Here is a 16,895-nt window from a genome sequence, read left to right on the forward strand (position 1 = left end):
GCGCCGGCGGCCGAAAACACGGCCTCGCAGCCGGGCACGGCCGGTGAGGCGGGCACCGGCCTGGGCCTGCCGCTGTGCCGGCAGCTGGTGGCGCTGCTGGGCGGCCAGCTCCACGGCGAACCCAACCACCCAGGCCCCGGCATGAACTTTTGGTTCGAGCTGCCGGAGGAGCCGGCGGCCGCGACGCCCGAACGAGGGTAGGTGGATTGCCCGCGCCGGATTTTTGCGCTACATTTCGCCATAATTATATTAGCCAATAGCCATCTGTACATCATCAAGCCTCGCTGGGGCTACGGTTTGGCAGTTTGCTATGAGGTAGCTAATATCCAGCAGCCGATGCCTGACTCATCAACCTCTTGCGGTGCCCTGTCCGCCGCCAACATCACACTGCTGGCGGTGGAGAATGACCCGATGCAGGCCCGCATTCTGCGGCACGAGCTGCGGGCACTGGGCTACGAACTGGCCGGAATAGCACGCACGGCCGACGAGGCGGAAACCCTCTTCGACACTTTGGAACCCGACCTGGTGCTGCTTGACGTGCGCCTGGACGGCCCGCGCGACGGCATTGAAACCGCGGCGGCCCTGGTGGCCCGGCGTCGGGTGCCGCTCATCTTCATCACCTCCTCTCCCGATGGCCAGACCTTTGCCCGGGCCCGGCTGGTGGGACCATTCGCGTTTCTGGGCAAGCCCTACAACGGGCCGCTGCTGGGCCACAGCATCGAGCTGGCCCTGCAGCACTTTGCCAGCGACCAGGGCCTGCCGGCCGCCGACGGCACGGGCGAGCTGGCCGAGGGCACGGTGCTGCTGGGCGGCATTTTCGTGCGCGAGCAGCACCGTTTCGTAAAGCTGCCCCTGGCCCAGGTGCTGCTGCTCGAAGCCGACGGCAGCCACACCCACCTGCGCACGGCCACCCGCAAGTTTACCCTGCGCCTGAACCTGGGCAAGCTGCTCGAACGCCTGCCCGCCAAGCTGTTTTGCCAGGTGCACCGGGGGTTCGTCGTGCAGCTGGCCGCCGTCGACGCGCTCGACTCTCGCACCGGCACTTTGCGGCTGGGCGAGCACACTGTGCCCGTGGGCCGCAGCTATCGCGATGCCCTCACGGCCCGCCTGCGCCCGCTCAGCAGCGGCTACAACTAAGGCTGGTTGCGGTAGGACAGCAGGGTAAAAATGAGCCGATTTTGTCGTTCGTGTACACCCTATGGTCGTTCGTGCACATAGCTAAATCAAGGAGGGGAAGCCCACAGTACCTTTAAAAGGTACCGCGCGCACGGCGTCAGGCCCACCGGCCCGACCCCATTTATTCCTTGTCCCCAAACCGCTACTGCTATGCCAAACTTCTTCTCGCTGATGAACCGTTGGCTCGCGGCCCCCGCGCTTACCACCCGCGTGCGCTGGGCTGTCATGCTACTCCTGCTCGTGGTGCCGCTGCTCGGCCGGGCGCAGTTTATCAGCAGCTTCTCGCCTACCAGCGGAAGCACCGGCACCAGCCTGGTCATCACGGGTTCGAACTTCACCAACACCTACGAAGTGTCTTTCCCTGGCGCGCTTGGCACCCCCATTGGCGTGAACAGGTTGGACTTTGTGTTCCATTCCGACACCCAAATCACCTTGCGCGTGCCGGCCGGGGCCCTCACCGGACCCATCACCGTCTCCAATATCACCCCCGTCACCGGCGTCAAAACAGTGCGCATCAGCGCCACCGACTTCGTGACCGATAACTACCTCATTGGCTCGGGGGAGCTTACCGTCTGCTCGGGCAAAATCTACGACGACGGCGGGCCGACCTACAGCCCCACCTGGAACCGTGACTATTACACGACCATCAGCCCCGCCACGGCTGGGAGCAAAGTGAGACTCTCCTTCACGCAATTTGATATAGACCCCGTTGATGCCATCTTTTACGTCTACGACGGGCCGAGTATCAATGCCCCGCTCATTGGGCAGTATGCCGGGCTCGACGGGCCTGGTGTGGTGGCGGCTACCAACGCCACCGGCCAGCTTACGATACGCTTAGCAAGTGTCCTTGGCCCCTATTCCACCCAACGACCCGGCTTTGCCGCTACTATTTTATGCTTGGCCGGGGTGCCCAACATCAGCAGCTTCACGCCCATTAGTGGGGCGGCGGGCACCAGCGTAGTGCTTACGGGCACCGACTTTACGGGTACCACGGCCGTGCGCTTCAACGGCACGGCGGCGTCGGGATTCTTGGTGAATTCCAGCACCCAGATTACGGTGCCGGTGCCCGCCGGGGCCACCAGCGGCACCATCACCGTTACCAACGCCAACGGCACGGGCCGCAGCAGCGGCGTCTTCACCACCGACAAGACCCTGATTGGCGTGTCGCCCATCACGACCTGCTCGGGCAGCATCTACGACGCGGCGGAGAATTATATCTACTATGGCGCGGTGAAAACGCCCCCGCGCCAAACCCGCACCACGACCATCAACCCGGCCACGGTGGGGGGCAAGGTGCGGCTCACGTTCACGCGGCTTTCGCTGAGCGGAAATGGCGACAACATGACCATCCACGACGGGCCGGATACCAATTATCCGGTCATTGCCTCCTATAGCTCCGGCTCGATTTTGCCCAGTGTCGTCACGGCTACCAACCCCACCGGCCAACTCACGCTGCAGCTCAACCGCACCCTGCCGACTAGCCAGCCGACTACGCCGATTACGTCCGCTTTTGACGCTACCATCAGCTGCTTCCTGGGGGTGCCCTATATCAGCAGCTTCACGCCGGCCAGCGGGGAAGCGGGCGACGACGTGGTGCTCACGGGCCTGAACTTTACCGGCACCACGGCCGTGCGCTTCAATGGCGTGCTGGCCACGAGCGTCACGGTCAACTCCGCTACGCAAATCACGGTGCGTGCACCGGCCGGGCTCACCAATGGGCGCATCACGGTCACCAACAACATCGGCACGGGCACCAGCGCCACCAACTTCACGCTGGCCCCGCCCCTCATCAGCAGCTTCACGCCCACCAGTGGGACGTCGGGCACCAGCGTATCTATCACGGGCCGCTACTTCACCACTATCACGAGCGTGACCTTCAACGGCGTGGCGGCCACCAGCTTCGCGGTCAACTCCAGCACCCTGATGAAGGCGACGGTGCCGGCGGGGGCCACTACCGGCCCGATTAGCGTGACCAATGCCAATGGCACGGGCACCAGCGCGACTAACTTCGTCCTTCCTCCCCCCACCGTCAGCAGCTTCACGCCCAGCAGTGGGGTGGTGGGTAGCAGCGTGGTTATCACAGGCACCAGCTTCTTTCAGGTTTCGGCCGTGCGCTTCAACGGCGTAACGGCGCCGGGCTTCGTGGTCAACTCGGGCACTCAGATTACGGTGAGTGTGCCGGCCGGGGCCACCAGCGGCGCTATTACGGTGACGACGCCCAGCGGCACGGCCACCAGCCCCACCAGCTTCAGCATCCTGACCCCCATTATAAGCTCCTTCACGCCCACCAGCGGGGCGTCGGGCACGAGCGTGGTTATCACGGGTTCCTATTTCACCGGCGCTACGGCCGTGGCCTTCAACGGCCTGGCAGCCGGGGGCGTCGTGGTCAACTCCGATACCCAAATCACGGTGCCGGTGCCAGCCGGGGCCACCAGCGGCGCTATTACGGTGACGACGCCCAGCGGCACGGCCACCAGCCCCACCAGCTTTACCACCAATAACTACTGGATGGCCCCGGCTGCCATTTCCACCTGCGCCGGCACGCTCTACGACAATGGCGGCCCCGGCAACATGCTGGCCGGCCCGAGCCAGACCGTCACCCTCAGTCCCGCCACGACCGGGGCCAAAATGCGCCTCCGCTTCACGCAGTTTGCCCTGGACTATCTCGACATCTTCGATGGGCCGGATGCCAGCGCCCCGCTTATCGGGCGCTACACCGGCACCACCAGTCCCGGCACCGTAACGGCCACCAACGCCACCGGCCAGCTTACGGTGCGCTCCAGCGCCAACGCCGCGGCGGGTGATGCCGGCTTTGCCGCCACCATTTCCTGCGTCATGCCCACCCTCAGCAGCTTCACGCCCACCAGCGGGGCGGCGGGCACCAGCGTGGTCCTCACGGGCACCGAGTTTACGGGCGCCACGGCCGTGCGCTTCAACGGCGTACTGGCCCCGGGTTTCGTAGTCAACTCCGATACCAAAATCACCGTGAATGTGCCGGCCGGCGCAGGCACCGGCCTCATCAGCGTGACTGCTCCTTTCGGCACGGCTACCAGCACGACCAGCTTCAGCGTGCCGCTACCCACCCTCACGGCGGTGAGTCCGTTCATCGGCGTGCCGGGCTCGGTAGTGACCCTGACGGGCACCAACCTGACGGGCACGAGCAGCATTATCTTCTTCGGCAGCGCGGGCCAGCGCACGGTCAGCAGCGGCTTCAGCGTGAACGCGGCCGGCACCCAGATTACGGGCGTGCTGGTACCGGCCGGGGCCCGCTCCGGGCCTGTTACAGCCACTACGGGCGGGGGCACCACCCCGGTAGCAACGGCCTTGTTCTCGCGGGCCAGCACCCTGGCCGCGGGCAGCAGCCACACGGTAGCTGTGCGGCCCGACGGCTCGCTTTGGGCCTGGGGCAATAACGACAACGGCCAGCTTGGCCTGGGCAGCGCCGGCGGGCAGCAGAACAGCCCCGTGCGCGTGGGCACTGACAACAATTGGATGAGCGCCGCCGCCGGTAGTGGCCACACGGTAGCCGTGCGAGCTAACGGCACGCTCTGGGCCTGGGGCAGCAACGCCAATGGCCAGCTCGGCCTGGGCAATACCACCAGCCAGACCACCCCGCAGCAGGTAGGTTCGGCAACTAACTGGGCCAGCGCGGCGGCGGGCAACGGCCACACGGTAGCCGTGCGGGCCGACGGGACACTCTGGGCCTGGGGCCTGAACGCTGACGGTCAGCTCGGCCTGGGCAACACCACCAACCAAACCACCCCGCAGCAGGTGAGCAATGGCACCAACTGGGCCAGCGTAGCGGCGGGCGGTGGCCACACGCTGGCCGTGCGCGCCGATGGCACGCTTTGGGCCTGGGGCCTGAACGCCAGCAGCCAACTCGGCCTGGGCAATACCGCGGCCCAAACCAGCCCGCAGCAAGTTGGTTCGGCAACTAATTGGGCCAGCGCCGTCGCCGGCAGCGCCCATACGGCAGCCGTACAGGCTGACGGCACCCTTTGGGCCTGGGGCCTGAACGCCAGCGGCCAGCTGGGCATCGGAAATACGAGCAACCAAACCACTCCGCAGCAGGTAGGCACTGGCACCAGCTGGGCCAGCGCCGCCACCGGCGATGCCCACACGCTAGCCGTGCGGGCCAACGGTACGCTCTGGGCCTGGGGCAGCAACGCCAACGGCCAGCTCGGCCTGGGCAATACTACCAACCAAACCACCCCGCAAGCCGTGGCGGCCCTCACCAACTGGACCAGCGCGGCGGCGGGCAACGGCCACTCGGCGGGCGAGCAAAGCTGCGCCGCCGTCTGGGCCTGGGGCCTGAACGGCAGCGGCCAGGTGGGCGACGGCAGCACCACGCAGCGCCCCAGTCCGGTACTCATTTTCAACCCCATCAGCCTGGTTAGCTTCACGCCTACCTCGGCCGGGTCCGGCAGCCCCGTCACCGTGACGGGCACCAACCTGGCCGGCCTCACGGCCCTGACCGTGAACGGAGTTAGCGCCCTGGCCAGCGTGACCAACAGCACCGCCACGGGCTTCACCTTCGTGGTGCCGGCCAGTGCCCCTTTGGGCGCGGGCACCGTGAGCGTGGCCGCCGGCTGCGGCACGGGCAGCAGCCCGGCCTTCACCGTAGGCCCCCCGACGCCCATCCTCAACGCCCTGAGCCCCGCCGCTGAGCTGCCGGGCCAAGCCGTGGTGCTCACCGGCCTCAACTTTACCAGTGCCAGCACCGTCAGCTTCGGCGGCGTTTCGGCGGCCAGCGTTACCTACACCTCCCCTACTTCCCTCACGGCCGTGGTGCCGGTAGCGGCTACGCCCGGCAGCAGCGCCGTGGTGGTGACTACTGCCACCGGCAGCAGCCCCAACAGTCCGGCTTTTGAGGTATTGCAGGTGTACCGGGGCACCGCCGCCAGCGGCTGCCTGCCCACGGCCAGCCTGACGGTGACGGGCAGCGGGGGCGCGGGCACCTGGCGCTACTTGCGCCTGGCCGGCGCGGGCGGAGCCGTAGTGGCTGCCCTGGAGGACACGCGTAACCTGGGCACGGTCACGGCCGGCTTCGCGGCCCTGGGCACGGCCACCGCCACACCGGTGCGCACCGACGGCGCCAGTGCCTACCTCGACCGCAACTTCTACCTGACGGCTACCAACAAAACCTTCACTGGTGAGGCCGTCCGGGTGCGCTTTTTCGGGCTGAGCAGCGAACTGGCCCGGCTGACGGCCGTGGATGCCAACGCCACGCTGGCCGGCCTGAAGGCCTCGCAGTACAGCGGCTACAACGAGAACTGCACCCTGCTTGACAACGATTCCGAAGGCGAGCGGCGTCTGCTGGCCGTGGCCGCCACGGCGCTGAGCGGGGCCGACTGGTTCACGGCCGAGGTCAACGTACCCGACCATTTTTCCGAGTTCTACCTCACCGGGGCCAGCACCCCCCTGCTGGGCATCAGCCCGGCCCCCGTGCTCGTCAACGTTTCGCCGGCGCGCAACCTGCCCACGGCGCCGCTGGGGGCCAACGTGGCCCTTACCTTCTCGCTGCCGATTAATGCGGCAACGGCGGGCGGGGTGCGCGTGTTCGGCAGCCAGCGGGGCGGGCAGCTGGTGCGCAACGGCAACGCCACGGCCAGCGGCAGCACTATTACGGTGGACCCGGCCCGCCCCTTTGCTCCCGGCGAGCGGGTGATGGTGACGGTGCCGGCCTCGGTGCAGGGCACCAGCGGCCTTAGCACAACACCCAAAGTGCTTGAGTTTACGGCCGAGACGGGCCAGGCTCCCGCCACGTTCCTGGACGCCCCGGCGGTTTATGCCATGCAGGCGCAGTCGCAGAGCGTGGCGGTGGGCGACCTGAACGGCGACGGCCTGCTGGACGTGGTGACGACTGATTTTTACGGAGGCTCCGTTTCAAATGGCTCGGCGGTGGTGCGGTTCAGCTTGGGCAACGGCCAGCTGGGGGACCCCATCGAATATAATGACTTCTTCCCCACGGCCATTACCCTGAGCGACGTGGACGGCGACGGCGACCTGGACCTGGTGACGAGCGGGGAAATCACCTCCACCAGTGGCGTCCAGAATCAGGTACGCAGGCGGCTGAACGACGGCAGTGGTCGCTTTGATTATTCCCTGTCTACGCAAGTCAACGTCCGCCCTACCCATACGGTGCTGGGCGACCTGGACGGCGACGGCGACCTGGACATGCTCACGGCTGCCTTACAGGCATCGTTGAGCTTCTATGCAAATGGCACCTTCTCCCAAACCAGCAATTACATCCGTACTGCTCCGATGGGCACACCTAATCCTACGGCGGTGGATGTGGCGCTGGGTGACGTGGACGGCGATGGCGACCTGGATGCGCTGATAGCCAACGCCAGCATGGTGAGCGTACGGCTCAACAGCGGCAGCGGCGTGTTCAGCGGCACGTACGACGTGCCGATGGGCAGGACCATGACCAAGCTGGTGGTGGGCGACGTGGACGGCGACGGCGACCTGGACCTGGCCACGAGCAGCGCCGGCACGCGCACAGTGAGCGTGCGGCTCAACAACGGCGACGGCACTTTCGGCGGCGGTGCCGACTACCTGCTGGATTTTGCCCCGAACACCCTGACGCTGGGCGACGTGGACGGCGACGGCGACCTGGACCTGGTGACAGCCGGCGACAACTCGAACCTGAGTGGTGCCGCCGTAGGTCAGGCGGTGGTGCGGCTCAACAACGGCAGCGGCGCGTTCAATAACGGCTATAACCTAGGCACCGGGGGGAGTAAGCCGTTCGTGGCGCTGGGCGATATGGACGGCGACGGCACGCTGGACCTGCTCACCTCGCACGCCGGTAACTCCAGGGGCAGCTGCTATGGTTGCAACATTGGCGACATGACTTATAACTACGCCGAGCTATTTATCCGCTTCAATACGGCCCTGCCAGCCACCCTCGCCGGCTTTTCGCCGCAGCGCGGGCCGGCGGGCACGCTCGTTACCCTCACGGGTACCAACCTGACCAGGGTGCGCGGCGTGCGCTTCGGCGGCAGCAGCGAGCTGGCCCCCATCACGGCGCAGTCGGTTAATAGCCTGACGGTGCAGGTGCCGGTGGGCGCGGCTTCCGGGGTGCTTACCCTCACCACGCCGCAGGGCGTCGTGCTGACCACGGCCACGGCCTTCACCTACACGCCGCGCCCGGCGGGCTTGCTGGCCACGCTCAGCCCGGCGGGTCCGCTGGAAGTGTGCGCCCCGCTCACCCTCACGGGCACCGCCACGAGCCCGGCCTTCACGGTCGGCACGGGCCTGAATAACAACGTGAACGGCATCGTGACGCGCTCCAACGGCAAGTCGCTGCTGGTCGGAACGTTCACCACCTACGATGGAGTCCCGGTCAACGGCATCCTGCAGCTCAACCCGGACGGCTCGCGCGATGCCAACTTCCTCACCGGCATGGGCTTCACGGGCTTCACCGGCGCCGTGAATGCCGTGGCGCTGCAGGCAGATGGCAAAGTGCTGGTGGGCGGCGATTTCAGCGGCTACAATGGCACGGCGGCCACCCGAATTATCCGCCTCAATGCCGATGGCAGCCCCGACGCGACCTTTGTCACCGGCACCGGCTTCGGCGCCGCCGTGCAGAGCATCGTAGTGCAGCCCGATGGCCAGATACTGGTGGGCGGTTCGTTCACCGCCTACAACAGCACCACGACGATAGATAACCGGATTATTCGCCTCAACCCCAATGGCAGCCGCGATGTCAGCTTCGATACGGGTGGCGACGACTACTACTACAACAACAACAATACCGGCGGCTTCAATAGTACCGTGCAGAGCATCGTGGTGCAGCCCGATGGCAAAGTGCTGGTGGGCGGGTCGTTCAACAGCTACAACAGTGCCACGGGCCTTGGCGGGATTGTCCGGCTCACCGCCAACGGCATCCGCGACACCGACTTCGCGACCGGCACGGGCTTTAATAGTGCGGTGAATAGCCTGGCTTTGCAGGCCAATGGCAAGGTGCTGGTGGGCGGCGACTTCAGCAGCTACAACGGCACCGCGAACCCGAACCTCGGTGGGATTATTCGCCTGAATGACAACGGCACCCGTGATACCGACTTTGTGACCGGCACCGGCTTCACGACCAGCGCCGGCACCACCGCGACGGTGAACGTGGTGGCCCTGCAGCCCGATGGCAACATCCTGGTGGGCGGTCAGTTCGTCAATTACAAAGGCGTGACGCAAAACCGACTGGCCCGGCTTGCTGCCGACGGCACCCTCGATGCCACGTTCTACATCGGCACGGGCTTCGATGTGGCCGTGCGCCGCCTGGCGGTGCAGCCCGATGGCAGCGTGGTGGTGGGCGGCAGCTTTCTGAACTTCAATGGCTCTTCGGCAGTCCGCCTCATCCGCCTGCTGCCCGACGGCAGCACCAACACCACGCCCACGCCGGTGAGCGGGGCCAGCTTCGCCTTCACGCCGGGCAATACCACCACTACCGGCGAGCTCATCACCAGCACACCCGGCACCTACTCGGTGGTGGCCAGCCTGAATGGCGAAACCTCGGCTCCTTCCACCGCCGTGGTTCTCACGGCCTGCACCTCGGTGCCGCTGCCCACGGTTACGGCGCTGAGTGCCGCAGCCGAGTTGCCAGGAATGCCTATCACCATTACCGGCACGGGCTTCACGGCGGGCACCATCGTCAGCTTCGGCGGGGTGGCGGCGGCGGTTACTTACGGGTCGCCCACGGCGCTCACGGCGATGGTGCCGGCCAACGCCGCGCCGGGCAGCAGCGCCGTGGTCGTGACGACCTCGGGGATTAGCAATACCAGCGCCCCGGCCTTCACCGTGTTAGCCGTGTACGGCGGCGGCACCTTCGATGCCTGTGCCCCCGCCGTGCCAGCCACGGCCAGCCTCAACGACGGCGCCTGGCACTACCTGCTGAGCGGCGGTGGCCAAGTGGTGGCCGCCTACAACTACACCGGCGCCTCGCTCGGCAACCTGGCCGTGGATGTGCTGCGCGCCAACCCGGCCGCCGCCGTGCGCCAGGATGGGGGTGGGCGTTACTACCTGGGCCGCAACTGGCACCTCACCGCCAGCGCCGGCCCCTTCCGCGGCCGCACCGTGGCCCTGCGCCTCTACGGCCTCAACAGCGAGCAGGCCCGCCTGCAGGTGGCCGACCCCACCGCCACATTGGCCAACCTGAAAGCCACCCAGTACAGCGGCCCCAACGAGGACTGCGACCTGAGCAACAACGGCAACCCCGCCGAGCGCCGCACCCTGGCCGCCCCGGCCAGCTCGCCGGCCGGCACCATCTGGTTTGCCGCCGAAATAAGCGTGGCCGACCACTTCTCGGAGTTCTACCTGACCGGTAGTGGCACCCCACTGCCCGTGGAGCTAATGGCCTTCACGGCCGAGAAGCGCGGCAGCACCGTAGCCCTGGCCTGGGCCACGGCCTCGGAAAGGAACTCCGACCGGTTTGAGGTGGAGCGCAGCCGCGACGGCCGCACGTTCGCGCGCATTGGCCAGGTAGCGGCGGCTGGCAGCAGCAGTACCTACCGCAGCTACGATTTCCTCGACCCGCAGTATCCCGGCGAAACCGACCTGCTCTACTACCGCCTGCGGCAGGTGGATTTGAATGGCATCACCGCCTACTCACCCGTGCGGACGGTGCGCGTGGGTGGCCCGGCTACGCTGGCGCTGTTCCCCAACCCGGCCCCTGGCGGCGCGGCCACCCTCACGGGTGCGGAGCCCGGCACGGTAGTACGGGTGTTCGATGCGCTGGGCCGTCCCGTGCTGGCCGCCACCACCGATGCTGCCGGCACGGCGGCGCTGGTGCTGCCGGCCGGCCATACCACCGGGGTGTACGTGGTGCGCGTGGGCAACAAAGCGCTCCGCCTGACGGTGGAATAGGCACAGTTTGGCGACCTGGCCGGTGCGTGTACCTGCGTTATTTCCCGCAGAGGTTCGCGGAGGTAAAACGCGGAGGCCCGCAGAGGTCCGGCACCAAAATCTGCGAACCTCTGCGAGAAAACTCGTCAGCAATTCACTTGCGTAACTGACCTTATACAGCCACTACTTCCGATACGCGCATATTCCAGCCCGCGCCGGAGGCCAGTGATACGCCCACGGCTGCGCCCCGCTCGTAGGCCGCAGGCGGGCCGACTACCCGGATGGTGTGGTGGGGCAACGCGACTTCCAGCTCGTGCCGGCTGCCGAAAAACCGGACGTTGCGCACCGTGCCCGCCAGCTGGCCGGGGCTGGGGCCGGGCGGGCCGAGGCGAAACTCTTCGGGCCGCACCAGCAGGACCGTGCCGGCGGCGACGCGGCGGCTCACTGGCAGCAGGGCTTGCCGGTCGGGGCCGGTGAGGAGGCTGTAGTCGCCCAAAAGACCGGCCGTGTATTCGTTGAGGGGCTGTTGATACACCTTGACGGGCGCGCCGCGCTGAATAATACGCCCCTGGTGCAGCACCAGCAGCTCATCGGCCCACGGGAGGGTATCGGTCGGGTCGTGCGAAACCAGCAGGCAAGTGATGCCCAGCCGGGGCCCCAGCTCCTCAATAATCCGCTGCATGTCGCGCTTGTGTCCCCGGTCAAGGTTGGAAAACGGCTCGTCGAGTAGCAGCAGACGGGGCGAACCCAGCAGCAGCCGGGCCAGGGCCACGCGCTGCTGCTCGCCACCCGAGAGCTGGTTGGTGCGGCGTTGGGCCAGGTGGCTGATGCGGCACCAGTCGTATAGCGCCTGGGCTTCCGGCTCGGGCCAGTGGTTGGCGTAGCGCAGCACCTGCTCCACGCGCAGGGCGTGCGGCAGCTCCGAATGCTGGGTGAGATAGGCCACGCCGGGGTGGCCGGGCACCAGGGTTTGGGCCGGGCCGCGCACCCGGCTGCCCGCCACGTGCACCTCCCCGGCGCCGGGCTGAATGAGGCCGGCAATCACCTGGAGCAAGGTGCTTTTGCCCGTGCCGGACTCACCGATGATTGCCACCTTCTGCTGCGCCGCCTGGGTGAAGCTGATGCCCTGCAAAACCGGAACACCCCGCTCCTTCAGACTGATTTCGTGGACATTAAGTAGGTATTCAGCCATAAGCTTTAAGCTGCAAGCCACAAGCTTGTCTCTTGGCAGTAAGCCCCCTGTGCTTGAATCATTGTAGAATTAAATAATGACAGGACTTACGCCCTCAGTTGCTGGCGTGCGTATCCGACGCGTGGCCCACTGGGTTCGCGTCGGATACGCACGGGGCGAACGGCGGCGTTTGGAAGCGCCAAGCCAGCAAGCCACGCGTCCGAGACGCGCGCCAGCGGCTGAGGGCGTAAGGCCTGAATGATTGCCAATTTACAGCAAACCTAAGCTGCGAAGTACTAAAATCGAACGATACTCACTGGCCTCGCTGGGCTGTTCAAACTGCCGCCATGCCAGGGCTGGTTGGCCACGGGTAGCAGGAAAAAGCTACATCAGATAGTAGGACTGCGCGGGGGCCGGTTCCGGCACTCGCGATTCGCGCAAAAACTCCTTCAGGTTGATTTCGATGGTGCGGGCGATGGCGGTAACCGGCGTATCGGTGGGCCGGTTGCTGAAGGGGTCTTGCAGGTAGCGAGCCGTGCGTTCGAGCAGGAAATACGTTACGGCGATGCTCAGCAGCAGCGGAATTTCCCACAAGCCAATGGTCTCGACCAGCCCCAGCGAAAGCGTGACGATGAAGAGGTAGATAAACAGGTAGATAAGCAGCCGGTAGCTCGACGGGAAAACGGTGCCGTTGATGCGCTCGCCCTGGCCCATGGCCTCACACAGCCGCACCAGCGTCGAATCGAGCTGCACCTGCTGAAAGGCGTTGATACTTTTGGCCTGGAACCAGTTTTTGATTTGCAGGGAATGCAGGGTGAGCAGCGCCAGGGGCTTGTTGGTGTGCTGCCGCATGTAGTCGAGCTCGTGAACGGGCAGAAAATTGGCCGCGTTGGCCAGCGGGTCTTGCCCACGCAGGGCCTGGCCGAGGCTGTAGCACCACGCTATTTGCCGGTAAGCCAGGGTTTTGAGCCGGACATCTGCGCCCGTGGGCAGCAGCTCGTCGGCTTCTAGAAAGCTATTGGCTTGCACCACGAGCGTGCGCGATTCGTTGACAATGGCGCCCCACACCTTGCGTGCCTCCCACCATCGGTCGTACGACTGGCCAATTTTGAAGGCCAGCAGCAACGAAATGGACCCACCCAACAGTGCCGGCAGCGGCAACGGAATGAGCGGCAGCCAGTCCGAATAAAAATGCTTGATGAGTTGAAAAGCGAGGGAAATGAGGAATACCCGCAGGGCGTCGGGTAAAATATCCTTAATAATATAGCGAAAGGGAATCTTGGTATCGAGGAGCATGCGTGACGAATGAGGGTATTCGGGGTTGAGAAAATAGCATACGGAAAACGCCGTTTTATAGCGCAGCGGATGGTGGCGCTTGCCCCTATTATTTTTTTATACCCTGGGCAACCTTCCCGGCTACTTTTGCATCTGCCGTGCTACTTCACCATCCTTGCTGCCCCGTGCCGACCCTTACCGTGATGACCGAAGCCGACCTCATCGCCGCCTGCGTGCGGGGCGAGCACCGGGCCCAGCGCCAGCTCTACGACCGGCTGGCCGGACTCATGCTCACCGTGTGCCGCCGCTACCTCAAGCGCCGCGAAGACGCCGAAGAGGCCCTGCTCCTGGGCTTTGCCAAAATGTTCAGGGCCCTGCCCACCTACCGCTTCGAGGGCAGCTTTGAGGGCTGGGTGCGCCGCATTATGGTGAACGAGGCCCTCATGCAGCTGCGCCACCGCGAGATGATGACGGTGTCGTTCGAGGATTTTCCGCAGCCCGAAAACCTGGCCGTGACGCCGGCCACCGCCGATACCCAGCTTCAGGCCGAAGACCTGATGGGCCTGCTCGCCGGACTACCCGCCGGCTACCGCACTGTGTTCAACCTCTACGCCCTCGAAGGCTACGGCCACCAGGAAATAGCCGAGCTGCTGGGCATCAGCGAAGGCACCAGCAAATCCCAGCTCAGCAAGGCGCGCGCCATGCTCCAGCGCCGGGTTCAGTTTTCTACCATTATAAACAATTGATTTTCTGATTGTTTGTTTTCACTCATTTAAGCTGTTTAGCAAGTAAAAAACATCTGTCTTCCTGAGCTTGCCAGCAACTGACAACCAGAAACTAGCAACCGTCAACTACTAATCACTATGCTTCCCGAAAATATAGACGACTTATTCCGCGACAAGCTGGACGGCCATGCCACCCCGCCCGCCGATGCGCTGTGGGCCCGTCTGCAGGCCGGGGCGGCGGCCACACCCGACGCCCCCACCGAACGGCTCGACGAGCTGTTTCGGCAGGGCCTGAACGCCCATGCGACCCCGCCCGGCCGCGCGCTCTGGGAGCGCCTCGAAGACGAGCACCTGCGTCCCAACAAGCGCCGGGCGGCAGCCTGGTGGCCCATGGCCATTGCGGCCGCCCTGGCACTGCTGCTGGTGGCTGGTGGCGCGGGCCTGTGGCTGGGTTTCCCCTTCGGCCGCACCCAAAACAGCTCTGTGGCCACGGGCACCAACCCAACGCCGACGCGCCCTGGCCAGCAGCCGGTGGCGCGGCCGGATGGCCCAGCAACCGCTACGGCAAATACGCCCGCTCCAGTGCGCCAGGAGGAAGTGGCCATTAATGCCCCCACGCCCGCCCAAACGAATATTTCGGCTTCAACTCAAAAAAATGTAACGCCCCAGGCAACCCGCTCCGAAGCCCTGGCATCTACCGCACCAAAGGCCCGAATGTCGGCCGCCGGGCAGTCGCCCCGCTACGTGCAAGGAACCAACCGGCAGCCGGACGCGGCCACCCAAACAGCTCCCCTCGTGGCCCGCGTAGCGACCCGCCCCCCGGCCCCAACCCAGCCCACCGCGCCTGACGAGACGCGGCCCACCCCGGAAACGGGACTTGCAAATTTGTCCAAATCAGTGCCGGCAGCGGAAATCGTCCCCGCCGGCGCAGTACCCGCCACCAGTCTGGCCAGTGCCGGCGAGCTGATTACGGTCGATGTCCGCAACGGCGGCGAGCCGGTGGCCCGCCCCGGCAAAACGTCCGGCTCGGCCTTGGCGGCCGTCAAGGAGCCCCGGCGGTTGGGCGGCCGGCTGCTGCAACAGGCCGGCAACCTGGTGCGGGGCGAGCGGGTGAGCCTGGCCGAAGCCACCGGACTGCCCCAAAACGTGACGTTGCAGGCCACCATCGGCGGCCGCACCATCACCAAATCCATTCAACTCTAACTATTTACTCCCCGGAAATCATGCAACGCGCCTTTCTCCCCTTTTCTCTGCTTTTGATGCTCCTGTTTGGCGGGCTGAACGTGGCCTCGGCCACCAGCCTGACCACCAGCGCCCCCGTTGCGAAAGATACCATTGTGATTCGGCTGCCCAACCAGGCCACCATCACGCTGGTGGTGCGCGACGCGGCCCAGCTACGCCAGATGAAAACCTACCAGCTCGACTCGCTCACGTCCCGGCTGGCCGGCTATATCACCCAAGCCGAAACGGCGGCCAAAAATGCCACTTCTGACCAGGTAACGGTTCAGTTTTACCCCGATAAGGACCAGCCCGGCCAGAACCTGCCCGAGCAAATCCGCATCACGACCCACAAAAAAACGGCTAGCCGCAGCAGCAGCAACGGTGTAGTAGTGCTGCTGAATAAAAAATTCGGGCTGGACATAACCACCGACGACGATGGCAACACGGCGGTGAAAAGCACCAAATCCAAGGCCCGGAAAATTGCAGAAAGCGACTCCATTCGCCTGCACAATATCGAGAAGGACCGTAGCAACTTCATCTTCGACCTGGGCCTGAATGCGTTGGTGAACCAGCAAAACGGCGGAGCAACCGGCTCCGATGCTTCGGTGGACCTGCGCACGGGCGGCTCGCGCTACGTCAACATCGGGTTTAACTACGAAACCCGCCTCGGCGGCAAACGCAGCCCCGTGGGCCTGCTCATTGGCCCGGAGTTCGCCTTCAACAACTTCATGCTCAATGGCAACAACAAGTGGGTGAATGCCGACGGCCGCACCAGCGTGGTGAAGGAAATCGACGGGCGGGAGTTTCAAAAATCCAAGCTCACCACGGCTTCCATCAACGTGCCCCTGATGCTGCAACTCAAATTTCGCGACTCGCACCACCAACCCACGTTCCACGTCGCGGCGGGTGGATTCGTAGGCTACCGCCTCGGCGCGCACACCAAGCTGAAATACATTGAAGACGGCAACACCGACAAGGAAAAAGACGCCGGCAGCTACAACCTGGAAAACTTCCTGTACGGCGCCCAGGGCACTATTGGCTTCGGCAGCCTGGAGTTTTTCGGCAAGTACAACATGAACGACTTATTCAAAAACAACGCCGGCCCAAAGGCCCAGGTGGTCAGCTTCGGAATACGTTTCTTCGGCAACTGATTATTCAGCCAGGCCGCCATTTTACTACCCATCCAACGCCCCGCATCTGCTCAGATGCGGGGCGCTTTGGTTTAGGGCGTGAGGACAATAGACTTGTTCCTATAATACAGAAAAGTGTAAAATCGACGGTCATGCTGAGCGCAGCCGAAGCATCTCTACCGCTTCGTTGAGTCGATTGGGTTAGTATTGAGGTAGAGATGCTTCGACAAGCTCAGCATGACCGTTTTTACGGCTGCAAAAAGCTATTTCGGCTAATTGTCTTCACGCCCTAAGCTCCGGCTCCCCGGAAAATTTAACAAAGCGTGCAAAATCAAGCGCACTTTCCAGGCCGTGATGCTT

8 protein-coding genes are annotated in these 16,895 nt (G+C 64.8%); 6 read left to right on the forward strand and 2 right to left on the reverse strand.

Annotated features, from left to right (window positions below; translation table 11 throughout):
• From GM79_RS05700 to GM79_RS24645, 3 genes are all read left to right on the forward strand, one after another.
• Window positions 1-201 (forward strand): ATP-binding protein (locus GM79_RS05700; RefSeq protein ID WP_035560609.1); only part of this gene is annotated, 201 nt, incomplete at its 5' end.
• A gap of 135 nt (window positions 202-336) precedes the next feature.
• The gene (locus GM79_RS05705; RefSeq protein ID WP_051718560.1) at window positions 337-1,137 is read left to right on the forward strand and encodes a LytR/AlgR family response regulator transcription factor; all 801 of its coding nucleotides are present in this window, start codon (window positions 337-339) and stop codon (window positions 1,135-1,137) included.
• 189 nt (window positions 1,138-1,326) lie between these two features.
• Window positions 1,327-11,034, forward strand: coding sequence for an IPT/TIG domain-containing protein (locus GM79_RS24645; protein ID WP_035560612.1), 9,708 nt, complete (start codon window positions 1,327-1,329; stop codon window positions 11,032-11,034).
• A gap of 151 nt (window positions 11,035-11,185) precedes the next feature.
• Here GM79_RS24645 and GM79_RS05715 read toward each other — a convergent pair whose 3' ends face one another.
• On the reverse strand, window positions 11,186-12,205 hold the full coding sequence (locus tag GM79_RS05715; protein WP_051718561.1) for an ABC transporter ATP-binding protein: 1,020 nt from the start codon (window positions 12,203-12,205) through the stop codon (window positions 11,186-11,188).
• Window positions 12,206-12,568: 363 nt separating this feature from the next.
• Window positions 12,569-13,480, reverse strand: coding sequence for a bestrophin family protein (locus GM79_RS05720; RefSeq protein WP_035560615.1), 912 nt, complete (start codon window positions 13,478-13,480; stop codon window positions 12,569-12,571).
• A 164-nt stretch (window positions 13,481-13,644) separates the two neighbouring features.
• Here GM79_RS05720 and GM79_RS05725 point away from each other — a divergent pair, with 164 nt between their 5' ends.
• The 3 genes from GM79_RS05725 (at window position 13,645) to GM79_RS05735 (ending at window position 16,556) form a co-directional block, all read left to right on the forward strand.
• Window positions 13,645-14,205 (forward strand): sigma-70 family RNA polymerase sigma factor, encoded by a 561-nt coding sequence (locus tag GM79_RS05725; RefSeq protein WP_316930100.1) that lies wholly within the window; start codon window positions 13,645-13,647, stop codon window positions 14,203-14,205.
• Between the two features lie 117 nt (window positions 14,206-14,322).
• Window positions 14,323-15,387: a hypothetical protein gene (locus GM79_RS05730; protein WP_035560621.1), complete on the forward strand. Its 1,065-nt coding sequence runs from the start codon at window positions 14,323-14,325 to the stop codon at window positions 15,385-15,387.
• Between the two features lie 56 nt (window positions 15,388-15,443).
• On the forward strand, window positions 15,444-16,556 hold the full coding sequence (locus GM79_RS05735; protein ID WP_235183926.1) for an outer membrane beta-barrel protein: 1,113 nt from the start codon (window positions 15,444-15,446) through the stop codon (window positions 16,554-16,556).
• Window positions 16,557-16,895 lie beyond the last annotated feature (339 nt).

This window comes from Hymenobacter sp. IS2118 (assembly GCF_000715495.1).
Taxonomy (GTDB): Bacteria; Bacteroidota; Bacteroidia; order Cytophagales; family Hymenobacteraceae; genus Hymenobacter.